We start from the raw sequence: 18,752 nt of genomic DNA on the forward strand, positions 1-18,752 counted from the left end.
GATGGCCGACGACGCCACCGACGACCTCGAGGTGGACCTCGACCCGAGCGAGTACACCGTGGACGAACTGGAGGAAAAACTGAATGCCGTCTCGAACCCCTCGGACCTCGACGCAGTGCTGGCGGCCGAGCAGGGCGACAAGGACCGAAAGACGGCGAAGGAAGCGATTCAGAAGCGAATCGACGACCTCCAAGAGGCGACCGAAGGTGGCGAGGCGGCCGCCGATGCGGACAGTGAGGGGGAGTACGCCGACAAAGAGGGAACGGAGCCTCCGGAGGATGCCGGAGACGCCGACGAAGGCGAAGATGCGCCCGGAAGTGAGGGCGAAGACGAGGCGGGCGAGGCGGACGAAGGAGAAAGCGAGGAAGCGCCTTCCGAACCCCCGACTCGCGACAAGAAGCACGTCCGGGCGCTCACCGACGGTACCTACGGAGATATGTGGGTGTACTGCGAGACGCAGGGCGGCGAACTCCTCGACGTGTCGAAGGAGATGCTCGGGAAGGCCCGAGAGCTGATGGACGGCTACAACGACGACTACGATTCGGAGGAGCGCGTGGTCGGCATCCTCGTCGGCAACGACATGGACGACCTCGCCGACGAGGTGGTCGCGTACGGCGCGGACGTGGCACTCTACCACGACGACGAGCGACTCGAACGATTCCGCCACAAGCCGTACACCGAAATCGTCTCGGACATGGCGAGAGGTGGCGCGGAACCGCCGAACTGGGCCACTGGCGAGGAAGGGACCGAACCTACCGCCGACTGGCGCGACTACGACAAGCCCCGGTACTTCCTGTTCCCGGCGACCAACAACGGTCGGGACCTCTCGGCGCAGGTACAGGGCGAACTCGACTCCGGACTGGCGAGCGACTGCTCGGGACTCTTCATCGAGGAGGAACTCATCTCGAACCCGGTCAAGACCGGCGAACCCGGCGAGAAGGTGGAGTTCGACCGCGTCCTTCACATGAAGCGTCCCGACTTCTCAGGGTTCGAGTACTCCACGATTCTGTGTCTCGACAATCCCGGACGTGACTTCCACCCGCAGGGGTGTTCGGTGATTCCGGGGAGCTTCGACGCCCTCGACCCCGACTTCGACCGCGAGGGCGAGCGAATCGAACACGACCTCGACCTGCCCGACGAGTGGTTCCGGGTGGACGTGACCGAGTGGGACCGCCTCGATTCGGGCGTGGACCTCACCGGCCACGACGTGGTCGTGGCCCTGGGCCGGGGCATCGGCGACGACCCCACGAAGGGCATCGAACTCGGTCTCGACCTCGCCGAAGCGTTCGAGGACGCGGCGCTCGGCCTCTCGCGTGGCGTGGTCACGGCCTCCTACAGCGTGGACGGCCACGTCGAGCGCTACGTCGCTGAGGAGCGCCAAATCGGTGAGACCGGCCAGATGGTCGAACCCCGACTCTACATCGCGGCCGGAATCTCGGGCGCGATTCAGCACAAGGTCGGGATGGACGAGTCCGACACCATCGTCGCCATCAACACCGACCCCGACGCGCGAATCCGAGACTTCAGCGACTACTTCATCGAGGGCGACCTGTTCGACGTGCTTCCTCGCCTCACCGAGTCGATTGAGGCGGGCGAACTGACGATGCAAGCGGAGGTAAGCGATGACTGACGAGTACGAACACTACGAGGCGGTCGTCGTCGGGGGCGGACCCGGCGGGGCCGCAGCGGCGGCGACGTTGGCGCGCAACGACGTGGAAACGCTGGTCCTCGAACGCGGCGTCGAGGCCGGGTCGAAGAACGTGACGGGCGGACTCGTCTACGCCGAGGAGTCCGCGCCGTACACCATCGACGGCCTGTTCCCCGACTTCCGCGAGGAGGCCGCCGAGCGACCGGTGACCGACTACTACCTCCACAACGTCGCGGGCGAGAAGGTCAAGACGTTCGACATCTCCGACCTGCACGACCACGACACCGAGTGGGCCGACGCGGTGCTCCGCCGGAAGATGGACTCGTGGGTCGCAGACCGGGTCCACGAGATAGCGAGCGAGACCGGCGGCGGCCTCCTGACCGACGTGCGAGTCAACGGCCTCCTGCGCGAAGATGGCGAAATCGTGGGCGTGACCTGCGACGAACTCGACCCAATCAGGGCCGACTTCGTCGTGGCGGCCGACGGCGTGAACTCCGAACTCGCACGCGACGCGGGCCTGATGGACTGGGAGGACCCCGACGAGTGGTTCCAAGGAGTGAAGGCGGTCGTGGACGTGCCGCCCGAAGTCATCGCCGAGCGATTCGACATCGACGACGACGAGGGCGAAGCCCACCTGTTTTCGGGCGACCTGTTCGAGGACGTGCGCGGCGGCGGGTTCGTCTACACCAACGAGGACTCCTTGTCAATCGGGACGGTGTTCCACCTCGACAGCCTCGTCGCCGAGGAGGCCGAACCCCACGAACTCCTCGACAGTCTGCTGACCCATCCGCTGATGGCGAACTGGCTGGAGGGCCACTACGACGAGGTCGAATATAGCGCGAAGTTGGTGCCCGATTCGAAGAAGGCGGCCCATCCGTCGCCCCACGACGGCCGACTCGTCCTCGTGGGCGATGCGGCCGGGCAGATGCAGGCGCAGGGACCGATTATCAAGGGGATGAACCACGCTGTGACCGCGGGCGCGCTCGCTGGCGAGGCGTTCGCCGAGGCGCGGATGCGCAACGACCCCGAATCGGTCGGCGACCTCTACGAGCGAAAGCTCCGCGACGAGGGCCTGATGGCGAAGCTCAGACCCTCGGGCTACCGCCTCGCGAGCGCGCTCGGCGAGCACGCGCCCGTGACCGCCCTCACGGATTCGGTCCTGACTTCGGGCGTCGGTCGCGCGGCCGTCGGTCTACTCGGCGACCGACTGGAGAGCCTCTACTCGTCGCCGACGCTCTCGCAAATCGTGCCGGACACTCGGACACCGTACGTCACGATGCCGACGGTCATCGCCGAGGAACTCGGCGAGCGCGTCGAAGGCGAGGCCGACTACGAGCCAAAGAGCCTGCTCGACCGAATCGGCGACCTGACCTACGACACCGACGTTGGCAACCCCCACATCCGACTTCGGGACGCCTCCGCGGAGGCCAGCGGCGCGGCCGTCTCGGCGTGCCCGGTCAGCGCCCACGACTTCGGCGGCGGGTGCTACCGCGAGGAGACGGTCGAGACCAACGGCGACGAGGAAACTATCATCAGCCTCGACACTCAGCCCTGCGTCGAGTGCGGGACGTGCGCCGTCGTGGCCGACACCGAGTGGGAGCACCCCCGCGGCGGGAAAGGCGTCGAATTCAAACAGGGATGAGCGACTACCGCGACCGAATCGCGGCGCTCGCGGCGCGCGCCCGCGAGGACCGCCGGACGTTCGACGCGCCCGACGACCCTCCCGACGAGGAGCGCGCGGTCCGAGTCCTCCGCGAGGGCGTCGGGGACGTGGTCGCCGTCTACGTGGACGCCCGAACGGGAGAGTTCGCACCGCTCGACCGCGAGGAGATGGCGCTGCTCGAACGCGCGTTGAACGACTGGCTCGAACTCTACACCCGGTGTCACGGCCGCGAAATCGACACCGAGTTCACGGTTCGGGAGGTCGCCGAACTGGCCGTGGACACCCGCGACCTCGCCGACACCGCACAGCTTCTGACCGGGGTTCCGGGGCGGTAGGTTCGATGAGCGACAGCGTCAGGAACTTCGCATCCGCTGATTCTATCGAACTTGACACGGATGCCGAAACCACCGGAAGTTTTAAGCGACGTGTGTGCTAATTATTAGCATGATTTTGGAGCGCACGACGCCCCGCGGACACCACGAAATCACTCATGACACCGAACACCCGTCGCGTGGATAAGCGTACCGTCCTCGGAATCGAGTGTTGGTCGGTCAGTGCGCTGAGCGCGCTCGCACCCGAAAACGTTGGTTTCACCCTCCTGATGGCTGCAGTCGGCGCGTCCCTCGTATTCAGACCCGACTGTCGAACGTCCCGCGCGGCGACATCCTCCAAACTTTTACTCCAGGCGAAGTAAGTATCTCGCATGGTGCGAAACTACGCGGAGTTACACGACCCGAACGCCGAGTACACGATGCGCGACCTCTCGGCCGAGTCGATGGGTCTACAGGCCGACCGCGGCCCCGGACCGCGCGACCTCGAAATCACGGACGTACAGACCACGATGATAGACGGCAACTTCCCGTGGACGCTCGTCCGGGTGTACACCGACGCGGGCGTCGTCGGCACCGGCGAGGCATACTGGGGCGCGGGCGTCCCCGAACTGATTCAGCGAATGCGACCGTTCCTCGTGGGCGAGAACCCCCTCGACATCGACCGCCTCTACGAGCACCTGATTCAGAAGATGTCGGGCGAGGGGTCCATCGAGGGCGTCACCGTGACCGCCATCTCGGGTATCGAAGTCGCGCTCCACGACCTCGCCGGAAAAGTGCTCGACCTGCCCGCCTACCAACTGCTCGGCGGGAAGTACCGCGACGAGGTGCGGGTCTACTGCGACTGTCACACCGCTGACGAGGCCGACCCCGACGCGTGCGCCGACGAGGCCGAGCGCGTGGTCGAGGAACTGGGCTACGACGCGCTCAAGTTCGACCTCGACGTGCCCTCGGGCCACGAGAAGGACCGCGCGAACCGCCACCTCCGAAACCCCGAAATCGACCACAAGGTCGAAATCGTGGAAGCCGTCACCGAGCGCGTCGGCGACCGGGCGGACGTGGCGTTCGACTGCCACTGGACGTTCTCGGCCGGGAGCGCAAAGCGCCTCGCCAGCGCCCTCGAATCGTACGACATCTGGTGGCTCGAAGACCCCGTCCCGCCCGAGAACCACGACGTACAGAAGAACGTGACCCACTCGACCACCGTTCCCATCGCGGCGGGCGAGAACGTCTACCGAAAACATGGCCAGCGCCGACTCCTCGAAGAGCAGGCCGTGGACATCATCGCGCCCGACATGCCGAAGGTCGGCGGGATGCGAGAGACCCGGAAAATCGCCGACATGGCCGACACCTACTACACGCCGGTCGCGATGCACAACGTCTCCTCGCCCATCGCGACGATGGCGTCCGCACACGTCGGCACCGCCATCCCGAACTCGCTCGCGGTCGAGTACCACAGCTACCAACTCGGCTGGTGGGAGGACCTCGTCGAAGAGGACGTTATCGAGGACGGCTACATCGAGATTCCCGAAAAGCCCGGACTCGGCCTGACTCTCGACATGGACGTGGTCGCCGACAAGATGGTCGCGGGCGAGGAACTGTTCGACGAGGAGTGAGTCACACCCGACAGTCTCGATACCGTCACTTTTGACGCCCTCGATGTCGTCGTCTTGGACGCCGTCGATATCGTCGTCCACGTCTGCGCCCCCGCTTTGGCGTTCGCTCTGCTGTCGGGATTTCCGGTCGGAAATCCCGACGGTCACCGACCGGAAACCCCGACGCTCTCCGACCCACCGCGAATTTCGCCGTTCGAAGCGAGTCTACTGACTCTCGCCCGCGTTACCGGGCCGGGGTCGCTCCCTATCGTCGAACGAGACGGCCGCGTCGTCCCCTTGCGTGGTGGTCTCACCGAGGCCGCCGTCGGAGGTCACGTCGTCGGGTTCGCTCTCGACGGTCGCTTCGTCGCGCTCGCCGACCTCGAACTGTCCGACGAGTTCCCGGAGTGACTTCGCTGACCGGGAGACGCGCTGGACGTTCCCGGCCACCTCGTCCACGACTGCGGCCTGCTGCTCGGTCGCCGCGGAGACGGTGCTCGCCTCCGACGCCGTCTCCTCGCTCACGCTGGAGATGTCATCGACCATCGTCACGACCTCCTCGGTCGAGACCGACTGCTCCTCGGTCGCGGCCGATATCTCCTCGATGCCGTGTTCGGCGTCTCGAACCGCCTCGTCGATGTGGTCGAACATCTCGATGGCGCTTCCGATGGTCTCGGTGCCGGTTTCGACGCTGTCCTGCATCGACTGCATCTCGCCGACCGTCTCGTCGGCGCTCTGTTGAATCTCGTGAGTCAGCACCTCGACCTCCTCGGTCGCCGCTTCGGCCTCGTTCGCGAGCGCCTTGATTTCGTCGGCGACGACCGCGAAACCCTCGCCAGCCTCGCCCGCCCGGGCCGCTTCGATGGAGGCGTTGAGCGCGAGCAGGTTCGTCTGCTCGGCGATGCGCTGTATCAGTTGGACCATCTCGTTGATTTCGGTCACTTGGTCCCCGAGGCTCTCGACCTGCTCGACCGCGGTGTCGGCCTCCGATTCGATTTCGGAGATTTCCGCGGTCGCGTCGGCCGCGTACTCCCGACCTTGGTCGGCTAACTCGACCGCTTCGGTCGCGGTATCGACGACCCCGTCGGCAGACGACGCCACTTCCTCGATGGTCGCCGAGAGGCTGTTCATCTCGTTCGACGCCGCCTGCAGTTGCTCCGTCTGTCGCCCCGCCCCGTGTGCTATCTCCTCGACGGAGTCCGCGATTTCCCTGCTCGCGGATTCGATTTCCTCGGTACTCGCGGCGGTCTCGGTACTCAGCGCCGCGAATCGGTCCGCGACGTCGCGGACTTCGGCGAGGCTACGCCCGATTTCTGTCAGCCCAGTCTCCACGTCGTCCATCACTGCACCGTACTGACCGGGGAGGTCGGTTTCGAGTTCCTGGTCGAAGTCCCCCTCGCGTAGCTGGCTGCTCGCACTCCGTATCTGGTCGAAGCTGTCGGCGAGTTGCTGGACGCCCGCGTCCAAGTCCGCGAGGACCGCTCCGTACTCGCCGGGCAGTTCGGTGTCCACGTCTTGGTCCAACTTTCCGTCTCGGATTTGCTGGCTCGTGCGCCGAATCTCGTCGAATCCCTCTTGGAGTTGCTCGACGCCCTCCTCGATGTCTGTCATGATGGCCCCGAACTCGCCCGGGAAATCCGTTCGTACTTCGCGGTCCAGTTCGCCCGCCCCGAGATTCTCGCTCACGCTTCGGAGTTCGGTCACCTGCCGTCGGAGGTTCCCCTGCATGTCCGAGAACGCGTCTACGAGTTCGCCGACCTCGTCGTCGGGCGCGGAGATGTCAACTTCGTCGTCGAAGCGGCCGTCGGCCAGCAATTTCGCTCGGTCTCGGAGTCGCTCTATCGGCGTCGAGATGTACCTCGCGGACCCGTATCCGACCGCCACCGCGACCACGACCACGCCGCCGATTAGCGCGAGGAGGAAGTCCCGCGCGGCGGTGGTGCGGTCGCTCAGACTTCGACCGAGCGCGAGACTCGGCCCCGTCACGTCCTCTTCGGGCACCGTCGCGAGCAGCGACATCCGCTTGTCGCCGATTTCGATTGGCGCGTACGCCACGTACCGACCCGCCCGTTCACCACTCGCTGTGGTTTCGTACGTCGTGAGTCCCCGTTCGCCTTCGAGAATCCGATTTTCCGAGACGTTCGCGAGGGTTCCCGCGTAGTCTTCGTCCGTGATGTACGTCTGGTTCTCGACCACCGAACTCTCGGGGTGGCTCAGTATCCGCCCGTTGTCGTTCACGATGCTCAGATGGCCGTTGTCGCCCACCGTAACGTCGTTCGTTATCTCCGAGAAGATGTCGTAGTTGAATCGGAGCGCGATGTAGCCCGCGAACAGATTGTCGTGATAGACTGGCGTCGTGACGTACATCACCGACTTCCCGTCGACGGTCTGGACCTCTCCGAAGTGTACTTCACCCTGGTCGAGCAACGACGTTTCCAGGAACCATCCGGCATCGCCGTACGTCTCGGCTTCGACCGATTCGGTGACGACTTCGTCGCCCGACCTGTGTGCGCGAAGGACGCCGCGGCCGTTCTTGTCGGTGAGGAGGATTTCGTCGTACGCGGGCATCTCGGTGCCGTCAACCGTCACCGAGCGCGTGTCGAGATAGCTCTCGAACGATTCGTTGATGCCGTCCTTGGCGTCGTTCACGGCGGTCGTCTGGAGTTCGTAGTAGAAGACGCTCGGGGAGAGTATCCAGTCGAAGTCCTCGTGGTAGGCGTACGCGACGAACATCTGCTCGACGGGGTTGCCCTCTTGGGTGGTGTCCTGCCACTCGTACTCGGCGATGCCCCACGCCTCGCCGTTTCGAATTTCGGAGTCCGACCGGGCGTTCGCCCGGATGTCGTCGTAGACCGCTAGCGACCCGTCCTCTCGGTAGTTGTAGCCGTCCGGGAGGCTGTGGTGGACGACGACGTTCGAATCCCCGTCGGTCACTTGGGCGTAGCCGGTGTCGCCGATGTAGCCCGGTTGGAACGCCTGAGACATCGTGCCGTCTGCGTCGGTCCCGTTACCGCTGGTCCCGGCGATAACGCGCTCGGTCTTCGCCTTGACCCGCCGCTGTTCTTCGTCGGTCAACTCCTCCCAGTCCCGGCCGTCGTACTCCTCGTCGAGAATCGTTCGCTTCGTACTCTCGACCGTACTGTGCATCTGGAGGGCCACGTAGCCGACCTGCTGTCTGCTCTGGTGTTGGATGAGTTCCATCTCACCCGCGCTCGCGGCCTGATAGTTCTGTACCGGCGTGGATTCCGCCAACGAACGCGCATCCACTCGCCGAACGTCGAACAGGTTTTCGAACTCCTCCTGTCTCGCACCAACCGTGTTGTTCAACTCTCCGGTTATCTGGTCCTCCAAGTGGGTCGCGCTCTGGTCCTGTGCGTACGACCCCACGGACTCCATGTTCTGTAGCCCGCCAGCGCCGACGACGAGGACCGGAACCATCGAAATGAGGAGGCACAGGCCGATGAGCTTCGTTCGTATCTTCATTGCTCCTCCCGAATTTCGGTATCCGACCGCTCGACGGGACTGCGTCGGTGACAGCGACCGGTTCCTGAGAATCGACCGCGACGACTGTGCGCTTCGGGTTCCGACAGACTCGACGGTCTCATACCCGAGGTAGCTGAAAGCGAAGTCTTAAAAATTTGGACGTGATTTTTACGTGCGATAACTATACCCTTGTATTTTCTCAAAGGACGGTATTTTCTTGTGCGCATCCCCATCCGGACGGGACCTCACGCTTCCGAACTCACGCTCTGGCGAGCGACGCCACCGATACGCCTCCGGCGTTCTCGAGTCTCGGCATCACGCTCGACGTGGACGTGGCTGCCGACAGGATGGTCGCGGGCGAGGAACTGTCCAACGGGGGCTACTCGGTCGCGGGCCTTCGAGGGCGGAGCCTGTCTCGAAACGCGACTCCATCTGCGATTGCAATCGCGGCGACCCACACGCCGACGATTATCATCGCGGAAGCGTCACGTGAGGCTAGCGCGCCGAAAACGGAGTCCTGCGTGGCTACTGCGTGACTTTCTCGGCGAACTGCTCGCGGACCTTCTTCACCTTGGGTTCGGCCTGTATCGAGCAGTACTGGTCGTCGGGATTCTTCTCGTAGTAGTCCTGATGGTACTCCTCGGCTTCGTAGAACGTGTCGAGGGGTTCGACCTCGGTCACGATTTCGTCCTCGTCGTAGGCCCCCTCGGCTTCGAGCGCGTCGATGAATCGCTCGGCGGTCTCCTGCTGGTCGTCGTCGTGGGTGAAGATGGCCGACCGGTACTGGGTGCCCACGTCGGGTCCCTGTCGGTTGAGTTGGGTCGGGTCGTGGACCGTGAAGAACACCTGAAGGAGGTCCTCGTAGCCGAGTGTTTCGGGGTCGTACTCGACCTGCACGACCTCGGCGTGGCCCGTCTCGCCCCGACAGACTGCTTCGTACGTGGGGTCCTCGACGTGGCCGCCAGCGTATCCGGAGGTGACTTCCGAGACGCCATCGAGTTCCTTGAAAGCCGCTTCGGTACACCAGAAGCACCCGCCTGCGAGCGTGGCTCGTTCGGTTCGAGTCATGGTCGGACGTAGGCACCGCGGACGGTTAGGTTTGCGGGAAGCGGTCAGAACGCGGAGTCAGCAGATGGGCTTCGGGTCTAACCCCATCCCTGTCAGCGTCTCGGCGTAGGCGTCGTAGGCGACCCGAATCGTCTCCTCGGCCGTCTCTCTCGCACGCTCCCAGTCGTCGTCGGCGTCGCACCGACCTGCCAGCAGTTCGACCCCCGTCTCGACGCCGTCCTGCGTGTCCGCGCGCAGGCCCCGAAAGAGGTCGGCCCGGCGCTCGTCGGCGTCGTTGACGAAGAAGTTCACGACCTGCAACTGGGTTCGGTCGGCCACGAGCGACCGGCCGACGAGTCCCGCCGCGCGCTCGACAGTGGCGTCGAGTCCGCGCAGGTGTTCGTGCATCGAGTCGGTCTCGTCGGTCGGTTCGAAGTCGTCCAACTCCGCGACCACTCGGTCGAAGTGGTCGGACTCCTGTCGAGCGAGCGCCGCGAACGCGTCGCTCGCTTCGGCGTCGTCCTCGGAGTCGGCCCACTCGCCGAACGTTTCGCTGGCGAGGCGCTCGCTCTGAGCGGCGGCCCGGAGGACGGTTTCGGCGTCGAGGGTCGCGTCGGTCAGCGCGACGAGCGACTGCTGGGAGCCGAGCCTATCGAGTTCGGTCGCCATCGACTGTTCGACTCGCTCGGAGAACGTCGCGGCGTTCATACTCTCGCTTAGGATGTCGCCGGGCTTGAATGTTCGCGGCGGCGCTCGCCGCCGAGAATCCGCCGCGAGACCAACACCCAAGGTCGGGCGACTCGTAGCCACGCCGATGCTCGACTCCGACACGCTCTGTTTCGACATGTACGGGACGCTGTGTGACACCACCAGCGTCTCCGAGACTCTCAGCGCGGAACTCGACCTCCCGGCGGGATTCGTCGCCGACGTGGACGCGCTCTGGCGGCAGACTCAGCTTCGGTACGCCCAGCAGGTCGCGCTGATGGACGACTACGTCACCTTCCGAACCGTGACCGAGCGCGCGCTGGCGTACGCGCTGGACTATTACAACCTCGACCCGGACCGGTCTGCCCGCGAGCGAATCCTCGCGTCGTACGACCACCTCGAACCCTACCCGGACGCCGTAGACGCGCTCGGACGACTCGGCGACGACCGAACTCTCGCGGTGCTGTCGAACGGCAACCCCGAGATGCTCGAAACTCTCGCCGAGAACGCGGGTCTCGCGCCCCACCTCGACGAACTCGTGAGCGCCGACGAGGTGGCGACGTTCAAGCCCGACCCCGCGGTGTACCGCAACGCGGCCGACCGCCTCGACCGCGACCTCGGCGACTGCGTGCTGGTCTCCTCGAACGCGTGGGACGTGGCGGGCGCGGCCAGCGCCGGGATGGCGACCGCGTGGGTAAATCGTGCTCGCGAACCGGCCGAGACCGTGGGTGGCGACGCCGACATCGCGGTCGAGTCGCTGTCTCACCTCGCGGATTCGCTGTCGTAGGACGCCTCGAAACGCGCGCCTCGACCCACTTGCACGGCGACTGCGGTCGCGGAACGCGACCGCAGTCGCACTCAGCTCTCCAGTCCGCCGGTCACGAGCACCGGCCGGTCGGCCTGCAGAATTATCGACTGAGAGACGCTCCCGAAGATGGCCTTCCCGGCGGGCGACCGCCTGCGCCCTCCGACACAGATGGCGTCGGCGTCGGCGTCCTCCGCGATGTCGAGGGCGGTCGCGGCGGGTTCACCGGTGCGCTCGGTGATTTCGAGTTCGACCCCCGCCCTCTCCAGCGCGTCCCGCGCGCGCTCGACCGACCCGAGTTCCGTCGCCGAGGCTCCTCCGTCGTCGGCGAACACGTGCAACAGCGTCGCTCGCACCTCGTCGGCGGCACAGGGCAGATTGGTGACCGCGCGCGCCTGCCGACGCGCGCGGTCTGCGTCCTCGTCGATGGCGACTACGACGTGGTACATACGCCCACCGACGACCGACGCCGCCTTATCTGTTCTCGCCGTTGCCCTCGACGCCCGTCCCGGCGGATTCAGTCTCGTTCCGCTGTCCCGCGGATTCGGCGTCGGCCCATCGAGAGACGTAGGCCACGAGCGCGAGCAGAACTCCCAGAACCAGGCCGACCGTGACCACGCCGTAGACGGCGAGACCGAGCGGCGTCGGCTGGAGTTCGACCACGCCCAGCAGTCGCACGGACGTGAGGTCCGCGGGACCGAACGTCCCGAGTATCGCGCCGACGACGCCGGTAATCGCCACGATGAGCGCGTAGAGTGCGACCACGAATCGCCGACCGCCGAACGTCCCCGTCACGAACGGAGGTCGGGACGGCAGAAGGATTAGCCTTTTCATCCGCTCGGACCGTAGCGTCAGTATGACCGAAAAAGACCTTCTCGCGCTTCTGCTCGGCGGAATCGCCCTCCTGATGTTCGCGATGGGTATCATCCTCGCGGTGACGTGACCGTCCTCGTCACGGGCGCGACCGGCACCGTCGGGTCCCACGTGGTCGAAGCCCTCGTCGAGCGCGGCGCGGAGGTCCGGGCGGGCGTGCGCGACCCCGCGAGCGCGCGCGACCGATTCCCCGAACCGGTCGAACTCGTCGCGTTCGACTTCACCAAACCCGAGACGTACGGCTTCGCGCTGGACGGTGTCGAGCGACTGTTTCTGGTTCGGCCGCCGGCGATGTCCCGAGTCGGCCGCCACCTCCTGCCGTTCGTGGACGCGGCTCTCAGGACCGGCGTCGGTCGAATCGCGTACCTCTCGGTCCTCGGCGCACAACACAACCCCCTGCTTCCCCACCGACGGGTCGAGCGCCACCTCGAATCCGCCGGGGTGGACTACACCATCCTCCGGGCGTCGTTCTTCATGCAGAACCTCGCGGAAGTCCACCGGCCCGAAATCGCCGACAGCGACGAACTCCTCGTCCCGGCGGGCGACGGCACGACCAGTTTCGTGGACGCCCGCGACGTCGCCGCGGCCGCCGCGACGGTGCTGACCGAACCCGGCCACCGGAACCGCGCGTACGACATCACCGGACCTGAGGCGCTCGACTACGACGAAGTCGCGACCGTGTTCACCGACGTTCTCGGCCGCCGAATCGAGTACGCCGACCCCTCGATTCCCGAGTTCGCGTGGCACATGACTCGCAGAGGCTTCGACATCGGCTACGTCGCGGTGATGGTCGCGATTTACACCACCGCGCGCCTCGGACTCGCCGACCGCGTGACCGACGACTTTTCGCGGGTGGTCGGCCGGGAACCGCGGACGCTCCGGGAGTTCGTCGCCGATTACGCCGATAGCTTTCGGGCGTAGCCGCGGCTACGCCCGAAAGCGGTCGGTGGAAAACGCGAGACGTGAGCGGTCGATAAACAGCGCGAAAATCGCAAAAATGGCTGAGTCGCCGCGCTACTCGTCGGCGGTCGTGTCGCTAACCCTATCGCCGTCGGACAGTTCTTCGCCGCCGTCGGTCGCGACTTCCTCGCCGCCGTCGGTGACCGCCATCTCCTGTTTGCGCTCGAACCACGTCCACTCCTTCGTGAGCAGGCCGTCGTCTTCGAGGTCCCACGGGTCGCTCGACGTGATTTTGGGGCCTTCGAGCCACGAGGTCACGATGTTCCAGACGAAGATGAGCTGGCCGAGACCCATGATGAACGCGCCCACCGTCGCGAGCAGGTGGAGGTTGGTGAACAGCGACACCAGTTCCGGGTTGTCGAACACGTAGGTCGCGTACCGGCGGGGCATCCCGCCGTAGCCGAGGAACAGCATGGCGAAGAAGGTCACGTTCGACCCTATCATCGTGAGCCAGAAGTGTATCTTCGCCAGCGTGCGCTGGTACATGCGACCGGTGTACAGCGGGAACCAGTAGTAGATGCCCGCGAACCCGGCGACTGCGATGGCCCCCATCACGATGAAGTGGAAGTGACCCACGACGTAGTAGGTGTCGTGGAGCACGAGGTCGACCGGAATCGACGCGAGGAAGATACCGGTGACGCCGCCGATGATGAAGTTCTGGACGAACCCGATGCAGAACAGCATCGGCGCGGCGAGTCGGAGCCGACCGTTCCACATCGTGGTGATCCAGTTGAACACCTTGACCGCGCTCGGGACCGCGATGGCGAGTGAAACGGCCATGAACGACGCCCGAATCCGCGGGTCCATGCCCGTGCTGAACATGTGGTGTGCCCACACGCCGAAGCTCAGCACGCCGATTGCGAGCGTCGAGTAGACGACGAACTTGAATCCGAACAGCTTCCGACCCGCGAACCGCGGGAGGATGAGGCTGACGAGGCCCATCGGCGGCAGGACCAGAATGTAGACCTCGGGGTGACCGAAGAACCAGAACAGGTGCTGCCAGAGCATCGCGCCGCCGCCCTCGACGGCGAAGAACGTCGTCCCGAAGTTGCGGTCAAGCAGGAGCATCACGAGCGCGCTCCCGAGCAGCGGGAACGAGAACAGAATCAGCCCCGACTGGGTTATCATCGTCCACGAGAAGATGTCGAGCTTCTCCCAGCCGACATCCTCGCCGCGCTCGGTGAACACGGTCGCGATGAAGTTTATCGCGCCCATCGTCGCCGACACCCCCGAGAGGTGAAGTCCGAGCAGCATCAGGTCCACGCCCGGATTCGCCTGTTCGACCGACAGCGGCGTGTACATCGTCCAGCTCGTCTCGGCCGCGCTGATTCCGATGTCCGTCGCCGCGAGCGGGAACCCAATCCAGATGAGGACCGCCGCGGGCGGGAGGAGCCAGAACGCGATGGCGTTGATGCGCGGGAACGCCATGTCGTCCGCGCCGATGAGCAGCGGAATAAAGTAGTTCCCGAACGCCGCGATGATGGGCGTCCCGAACAGGAACAGCATCGTGATGCCGTGGGTCGTCAGCAGGGCGTTGTAGAAGTTCGCCCCGATGATTGCCTCCTCGGGCACCGCGAGTTCGGTCCGCATCAGGAGGACCGCGATGCCCCCCCACGCGAACGCGATGAGTCCGTAGAGACCGTAGAGCATTCCGATGTCCTTGTGGTCTACGGTCGTGAGCCAGCGGATGAGTCCCGCGGGTTTCTCGTGGTGTACCTGTCCAGTCTGTTCGCCGACGTATCCCCCACCGCCCGCGAGGGGCGTGTACGATCGCCAGTTCTCCAGTCGCGTGAGGAACGCGGCGACCGCCAAGAGGAACACCCCCATGACGACGGTGAGTGCTATCTGCCCGGCTTCTACCATACCGGACGGTCAGGACTACAAGGTAAAGAAAGGTTAGGTTCCGTCGCCGCGAACTCCCGGTCCGATTACGCCGAAAAAGGGCCGGAGGGCGGACGGCACCGCTCGCTCGGCGAGCGGTGCCGAGAGCTCGTTTCGAGCAGTCGTCAGGTCGAGAACGCGAAGCTTGTTCACGGAAGGTCGCCACCACACCGGGAGAAACGAGCCGATTCGGTCCGTCCGCGATGCGGTCGCTCCCGACTCGTAACGGGGAGTGTGACCGAACCGTTGGGTTTTTGCCCACTACGGCCGTCTTCAGGCCCGAAGTTATCTCAATCGGAGGATACTAATGCACACGATTCTCATCACTGTCGATTCGCTCCGTGCCGACCACCTCGGTCAGTACGGCTACGAACGCGACACGATGCCGGTGCTCGATAGACTGACGACAGAGGGTACTCGCTTCGACGCCGCGTTCTCGAGCGCGCCTTACACTCGCATCTCGATTCCGTCGTTCCAGACCTCGCAGTTTCTCGCCTACGACGAACTCGACGACCTCCCGACCATCGCGTCCGTCCTCGGCGACTCCGGTGTGAAGACCGCCGCGGTCGGCACGCAGACCGGCGTGGGTCTCGTCGATGGGGACTTTCGATTCGAGGAGAATATCGACCTCGGTCGGGACGACTACTACGACGATGCCAACAACGACCAGTCGTTGGGCGACCGACTGAGCCACCGCGTGGACCGACTGGCTTCGCGAATCGGTCCCCTCTTGCGGAAAGTGGAGCCGGTGTACCAACTCGCAGACGATGTTTACCGACGGGTGTTCCCGACTCCCGATTTCCAGTATCTCGGGTACACGAGCGCCGAGGAAGTCACCGATACCGCGGTCTCGTGGCTCGACGCCAACCACGACGAGGAGTTCTTTCTCTGGGTCCACTACATGGAGGCCCACCGACCCTACGGCGTCCACGACGACGACCCACAGTATCTCGACGGCCCAATCGACACCGACCGAATCAAAGACCTGATGAAGACCGCCGGAACGGCACCCGACGATATCTCGGAGTCCGAACGTCGGCTTCTGAAGGACCTCTACGACTCGGACCTCCGATACTGCTCGCGCCATCTCGAACGACTGTTCGACGCGATGGCCGACCTCGGGATTTGGGACGACGCGAACGTCCTCTTTTCGAGCGACCACGGCGAGGAGTTCTACGAACACGGGCGCTACTTCCACCGAAACTACCCCTACGACGAGCTGATACACGTTCCGTTACTCGCCAAGCGTGCGGGTTCCGACCGCGGGGATTCGACCGCGGTCGAATCCCCGCGTACGCTCCTCGATTTGGCACCGACCATCTGTGAGTGCCACGACGTCGACCCCGAGGAGTTCGACTTCGAAGGCGAACCGCTGTTCGAGGACGGGGACCGCCGGGTCGTGGCGCTCGGCTCCGGGCGACCCGACGACGAACAGGTGGTAGCGGGTCGCTGGGACGGATGGAAGTTCATCTACGACGACGACTCGGTTCAGTTGTACGACCTCGAAGCCGACACCGGTGAAACCGACAACGTGGCCGACGACCATCCCGAAGTCGTTCGGGAGTTCCGTGACGAGATTCCGGACTACCTCTTCGACCGTGAAGACGAACGGCTTCGCGACCCGGTGGACGACGTGGACAAAAAGCAGTTGGAAGCGCTCGGCTATATGGAGTTGACGGAGTAGCGTTTACTCCTCGATTGCGGCTTCGCCACCGGCTTCGAGTTCTGCCTCCGCGTCGCTCTCGCTTTCGGCGCCCTCGATGAGGTCGGCCGCGATGTACGTGAGGTACGCCAACAGGACGAGCGGAACGATGAGCAGCGCGTACGCGATGGCCGAGGTCAGCCCTTCGATTTCCCACGGTGTCGCGACCGTGAAGAACACGATGAAAAAGCCCATGATGACCAGCGGGATGATGTTGACCGAGATGTCGAGCCACGTCTCGCGTTCGAAGATGGGGGTTGCCATACCCGGGCGTAGTCACGCGGGCATCAAATAGATTGTCGATTCGAGCTACACCGCTTCGGGTTCCCAGACCGACCCGAACACGCCCGCGAACAGCACGAGGAGACCGCCGACGAGAATCGCAAGCCCCCGCAGGCGAATTGCGTCGGTCGTCGTGAGCGCTACCGCACCGCCCGCGGCCAGACAGAACACCGACGCCACGACGAGTCCCTTCCACGGCGACGCGACGTACCCCGATTCTGTGAGAATGCCCACGACGCTCCCGACGAACAGCAACAGGCCGCCGACCGCGACGGGAAACAGCGCCATCACGATGCCGACCTCGAAAATGGCGAGACCGAACGCGACGAACACCGGCCACGGACTCGCCTTCCGATACTCGTCGCTCAGCCCGGGTTGTTCGTCCATACGGGGAGATGAGTTCGGGGTGGACTAAAGCGCTCCGACTGCGGATTTGGGGCGTTCGGAGGACCGCAACCACATTTATCCGTCAGGACGAATCACCCACGACTATGACCGCGGACCGAACTCGCGCACGCGTCTTCGTCTCCGGAACCGTACAGGGCGTCTACTACCGGGCGAACACCCGCGACACCGCCCGTGAAAAGGACATCGACGGCTGGGTCCGAAACCTCGCGGACGGCCGGGTCGAAGCCGTCTTCGAAGGCCCGGAGGACACCGTTGCGGAGATGGTCGAGTGGTGTCACACCGGAAGCCCCGCCGCCGACGTGGACGACGTGGAAGTCGAGTACGCCGACCCCGAGGGCGAGGACGGCTTCCGGATTCGGCGGTAGGCCGTCCTACTCGTCGATGCGGGCCTCGGTTCCCGCGAGCAGCTCGACCACCTGCATCACGCCCGAATTGTCGTCCCGGCCCATCCCGTTGGCTTCCATCGACTTGTACATCTCGTGTGTGACCTCGGTGATTGGCATCGGCGACCCGAACGCCTCGCCCGCGTCGGTCGCGATGCGGAGGTCCTTGTACTGATAGCTCGCGAAGAATCCGGGGTCGAACTCGCCGCGAATCATCTGGGGCGCGCGATTGTCGAGCGCCCAACAGCCCGCGGCCCCGCCGCTGATGGCGTCCACGACGGCTTGGAGGTCCGCGCCCGCCTTCTCGGCGAAGACGAGCGCCTCGCTGATGGCCTCCATCGTGTTCGCCACGACGATTTGGTTGCACGCTTTCGTGACCTGTCCCGACCCGGACGGCCCGCAGTGGGTGACGGTCTCGCCCATCACGTCGAGGAGGTCCCGATGGGTGGCCAGCACGTCGGCGTCGCCGCCGACCATGATGGAGAGCGTGCCGTCTATCGCGCCCTCCTCGCCCCCGCTTATCGGCGCGTCGAGCATCTCGACGCCCATCTCCGCGAGGTCTTCGGCGAGGTCCTCGGTCACGGTCGGCGAGATGGTGGACATGTCGATGACCGTCTCGCCGCCGTCGAGGCCCGCGATGATGGCGTCCTCGGCGCGCATCACGTCGGCGACGACGTCGGAGTCCGGCAGGCACGTGATTACCACGTCCGCGCGCGATGCCGCCTCTTTCGCCGTATCCGCGCCGTCGCCGCCGTATTCCACGATTTCCTCGACCGGCTCCTGCGAGCGATTGTGCCCGACGACGGGGTAGCCCGCGTCGAGGAGGTTCTTCGCCATCGGTTTGCCCATGAGTCCGAGCCCGACGAAGCCGACCGTGTTCTGTGACTGTGACATGCTCTAACGTGCGTGGCCGATTCTCAAAAGGCTACCCGTACCGGAAGGGGCGGCGTCCGAATCGACCGCGAACCGGGCCGCTTTTACCGTGCGC

The 18,752-nt window shown here is 65.0% G+C and carries 18 protein-coding genes; 9 read left to right on the plus strand and 9 right to left on the minus strand.

Annotated elements, in window-relative coordinates; translation table 11 throughout:
* The first annotated feature begins 1 nt into the window (after window position 1).
* The 4 genes from EKH81_RS10635 (at window position 2) to EKH81_RS10650 (ending at window position 5,256) form a co-directional block, all read left to right on the plus strand.
* Window positions 2-1,630: an electron transfer flavoprotein subunit alpha/FixB family protein gene (locus EKH81_RS10635; RefSeq protein WP_132058512.1), complete on the plus strand. Its 1,629-nt coding sequence runs from the start codon at window positions 2-4 to the stop codon at window positions 1,628-1,630.
* Complete coding sequence (locus EKH81_RS10640) at window positions 1,623-3,290, plus strand: FAD-dependent monooxygenase (protein ID WP_132058513.1); 1,668 nt, start codon at window positions 1,623-1,625, stop codon at window positions 3,288-3,290. Before EKH81_RS10635 ends, EKH81_RS10640 begins: the two co-directional genes overlap by 8 nt.
* A complete protein-coding gene (locus tag EKH81_RS10645; RefSeq protein WP_132058514.1) occupies window positions 3,287-3,646 on the plus strand; it encodes a DUF8055 family protein in 360 nt (119 codons plus the stop codon). The genes EKH81_RS10640 and EKH81_RS10645 overlap by 4 nt, the downstream gene beginning before the upstream one ends.
* A 368-nt stretch (window positions 3,647-4,014) precedes the next feature.
* Window positions 4,015-5,256 carry a mandelate racemase/muconate lactonizing enzyme family protein gene (locus tag EKH81_RS10650; RefSeq protein WP_132058515.1) on the plus strand — a complete coding sequence of 414 codons (1,242 nt, stop codon included), beginning with the start codon at window positions 4,015-4,017 and terminating at the stop codon, window positions 5,254-5,256.
* A gap of 204 nt (window positions 5,257-5,460) precedes the next feature.
* On the opposite strand, the gene EKH81_RS10655 is transcribed toward EKH81_RS10650, so the two are convergent.
* Window positions 5,461-8,718: a methyl-accepting chemotaxis protein gene (locus tag EKH81_RS10655; RefSeq protein WP_132058516.1), complete on the minus strand. Its 3,258-nt coding sequence runs from the start codon at window positions 8,716-8,718 to the stop codon at window positions 5,461-5,463.
* Window positions 8,719-9,050: 332 nt separating this feature from the next.
* Between EKH81_RS10655 and EKH81_RS10660 the strand changes: the two genes are divergently transcribed.
* Window positions 9,051-9,254 carry a hypothetical protein gene (locus EKH81_RS10660; protein WP_162224596.1) on the plus strand — a complete coding sequence of 68 codons (204 nt, stop codon included), beginning with the start codon at window positions 9,051-9,053 and terminating at the stop codon, window positions 9,252-9,254.
* Here EKH81_RS10660 and msrA read toward each other — a convergent pair.
* Together msrA and EKH81_RS10670 are read right to left on the minus strand one after the other, a co-directional pair.
* A complete protein-coding gene (gene msrA / locus EKH81_RS10665; protein ID WP_132058517.1) occupies window positions 9,244-9,786 on the minus strand; it encodes a peptide-methionine (S)-S-oxide reductase MsrA in 543 nt (180 codons plus the stop codon). The genes EKH81_RS10660 and msrA overlap by 11 nt on opposite strands.
* Window positions 9,787-9,843: 57 nt before the next feature.
* Window positions 9,844-10,473, minus strand: a complete 630-nt coding sequence (locus EKH81_RS10670; protein ID WP_132058518.1) for a rubrerythrin family protein — start codon at window positions 10,471-10,473, stop codon at window positions 9,844-9,846.
* Between the two features lie 106 nt (window positions 10,474-10,579).
* Between EKH81_RS10670 and EKH81_RS10675 the strand changes: the two genes are divergently transcribed.
* Entirely contained in the window at window positions 10,580-11,257 is a 678-nt protein-coding gene (locus tag EKH81_RS10675) for a haloacid dehalogenase type II (RefSeq protein WP_162224597.1), read from the plus strand.
* A 71-nt stretch (window positions 11,258-11,328) separates the two neighbouring features.
* Here EKH81_RS10675 and EKH81_RS10680 read toward each other — a convergent pair whose 3' ends face one another.
* Window positions 11,329-11,724: a universal stress protein gene (locus tag EKH81_RS10680; RefSeq protein WP_132058520.1), complete on the minus strand. Its 396-nt coding sequence runs from the start codon at window positions 11,722-11,724 to the stop codon at window positions 11,329-11,331.
* A gap of 25 nt (window positions 11,725-11,749) precedes the next feature.
* Window positions 11,750-12,070: a DUF7520 family protein gene (locus EKH81_RS10685; protein ID WP_368407709.1), complete on the minus strand. Its 321-nt coding sequence runs from the start codon at window positions 12,068-12,070 to the stop codon at window positions 11,750-11,752.
* Between the two features lie 144 nt (window positions 12,071-12,214).
* Between EKH81_RS10685 and EKH81_RS10690 the strand changes: the two genes are divergently transcribed.
* On the plus strand, window positions 12,215-13,069 hold the full coding sequence (locus tag EKH81_RS10690) for an SDR family oxidoreductase (RefSeq protein WP_132058521.1): 855 nt from the start codon (window positions 12,215-12,217) through the stop codon (window positions 13,067-13,069).
* Window positions 13,070-13,162: 93 nt separating this feature from the next.
* On the opposite strand, the gene EKH81_RS10695 is transcribed toward EKH81_RS10690, so the two are convergent.
* Window positions 13,163-14,935 (minus strand): cytochrome c oxidase subunit I, encoded by a 1,773-nt coding sequence (locus EKH81_RS10695; RefSeq protein WP_132058565.1) that lies wholly within the window; start codon window positions 14,933-14,935, stop codon window positions 13,163-13,165.
* Between the two features lie 361 nt (window positions 14,936-15,296).
* Between EKH81_RS10695 and EKH81_RS10700 the strand changes: the two genes are divergently transcribed.
* Entirely contained in the window at window positions 15,297-16,673 is a 1,377-nt protein-coding gene (locus EKH81_RS10700) for a sulfatase family protein (RefSeq protein ID WP_132058522.1), read from the plus strand.
* A 3-nt stretch (window positions 16,674-16,676) separates the two neighbouring features.
* Here the strand turns inward: EKH81_RS10700 and EKH81_RS10705 are convergent, their stop codons facing one another.
* A complete protein-coding gene (locus EKH81_RS10705) occupies window positions 16,677-16,955 on the minus strand; it encodes a DUF6684 family protein (RefSeq protein WP_132058523.1) in 279 nt (92 codons plus the stop codon).
* A 45-nt stretch (window positions 16,956-17,000) separates the two neighbouring features.
* A complete protein-coding gene (locus EKH81_RS10710; protein WP_132058524.1) occupies window positions 17,001-17,360 on the minus strand; it encodes a DUF7541 family protein in 360 nt (119 codons plus the stop codon).
* 104 nt (window positions 17,361-17,464) lie between these two features.
* Between EKH81_RS10710 and EKH81_RS10715 the strand changes: the two genes are divergently transcribed.
* Window positions 17,465-17,746 (plus strand): acylphosphatase, encoded by a 282-nt coding sequence (locus EKH81_RS10715; protein ID WP_132058525.1) that lies wholly within the window; start codon window positions 17,465-17,467, stop codon window positions 17,744-17,746.
* Between the two features lie 6 nt (window positions 17,747-17,752).
* Here EKH81_RS10715 and EKH81_RS10720 read toward each other — a convergent pair whose 3' ends face one another.
* Window positions 17,753-18,658 (minus strand): NAD(P)-dependent oxidoreductase, encoded by a 906-nt coding sequence (locus tag EKH81_RS10720; protein WP_132058526.1) that lies wholly within the window; start codon window positions 18,656-18,658, stop codon window positions 17,753-17,755.
* Window positions 18,659-18,752 lie beyond the last annotated feature (94 nt).

This window comes from Halorussus amylolyticus, assembly GCF_004143485.2.
In the GTDB taxonomy this organism is placed as follows: domain Archaea; phylum Halobacteriota; class Halobacteria; order Halobacteriales; family Haladaptataceae; genus Halorussus; species Halorussus amylolyticus.

Bases quoted from the DNA above. Each gene is read 5' to 3' on its own strand.
- EKH81_RS10635 (WP_132058512.1), top strand. From the start codon at position 2: ATGGCCGACGACGCCACCGACGACCTCGAGGTGGACCTCGACCCGAGC.
- EKH81_RS10640 (WP_132058513.1), top strand. From the start codon at position 1,623: ATGACTGACGAGTACGAACACTACGAGGCGGTCGTCGTCGGGGGCGGA.
- EKH81_RS10645 (WP_132058514.1), top strand. From the start codon at position 3,287: ATGAGCGACTACCGCGACCGAATCGCGGCGCTCGCGGCGCGCGCCCGC.
- EKH81_RS10650 (WP_132058515.1), top strand. From the start codon at position 4,015: ATGGTGCGAAACTACGCGGAGTTACACGACCCGAACGCCGAGTACACG.
- EKH81_RS10655 (WP_132058516.1), bottom strand. From the start codon at position 8,718: ATGAAGATACGAACGAAGCTCATCGGCCTGTGCCTCCTCATTTCGATG.
- msrA (WP_132058517.1), bottom strand. From the start codon at position 9,786: ATGACTCGAACCGAACGAGCCACGCTCGCAGGCGGGTGCTTCTGGTGT.
- EKH81_RS10670 (WP_132058518.1), bottom strand. From the start codon at position 10,473: ATGAACGCCGCGACGTTCTCCGAGCGAGTCGAACAGTCGATGGCGACC.
- EKH81_RS10675 (WP_162224597.1), top strand. From the start codon at position 10,580: ATGCTCGACTCCGACACGCTCTGTTTCGACATGTACGGGACGCTGTGT.
- EKH81_RS10680 (WP_132058520.1), bottom strand. From the start codon at position 11,724: ATGTACCACGTCGTAGTCGCCATCGACGAGGACGCAGACCGCGCGCGT.
- EKH81_RS10695 (WP_132058565.1), bottom strand. From the start codon at position 14,935: ATGGGGGTGTTCCTCTTGGCGGTCGCCGCGTTCCTCACGCGACTGGAG.
- EKH81_RS10700 (WP_132058522.1), top strand. From the start codon at position 15,297: ATGCACACGATTCTCATCACTGTCGATTCGCTCCGTGCCGACCACCTC.
- EKH81_RS10705 (WP_132058523.1), bottom strand. From the start codon at position 16,955: ATGGCAACCCCCATCTTCGAACGCGAGACGTGGCTCGACATCTCGGTC.
- EKH81_RS10710 (WP_132058524.1), bottom strand. From the start codon at position 17,360: ATGGACGAACAACCCGGGCTGAGCGACGAGTATCGGAAGGCGAGTCCG.
- EKH81_RS10715 (WP_132058525.1), top strand. From the start codon at position 17,465: ATGACCGCGGACCGAACTCGCGCACGCGTCTTCGTCTCCGGAACCGTA.
- EKH81_RS10720 (WP_132058526.1), bottom strand. From the start codon at position 18,658: ATGTCACAGTCACAGAACACGGTCGGCTTCGTCGGGCTCGGACTCATG.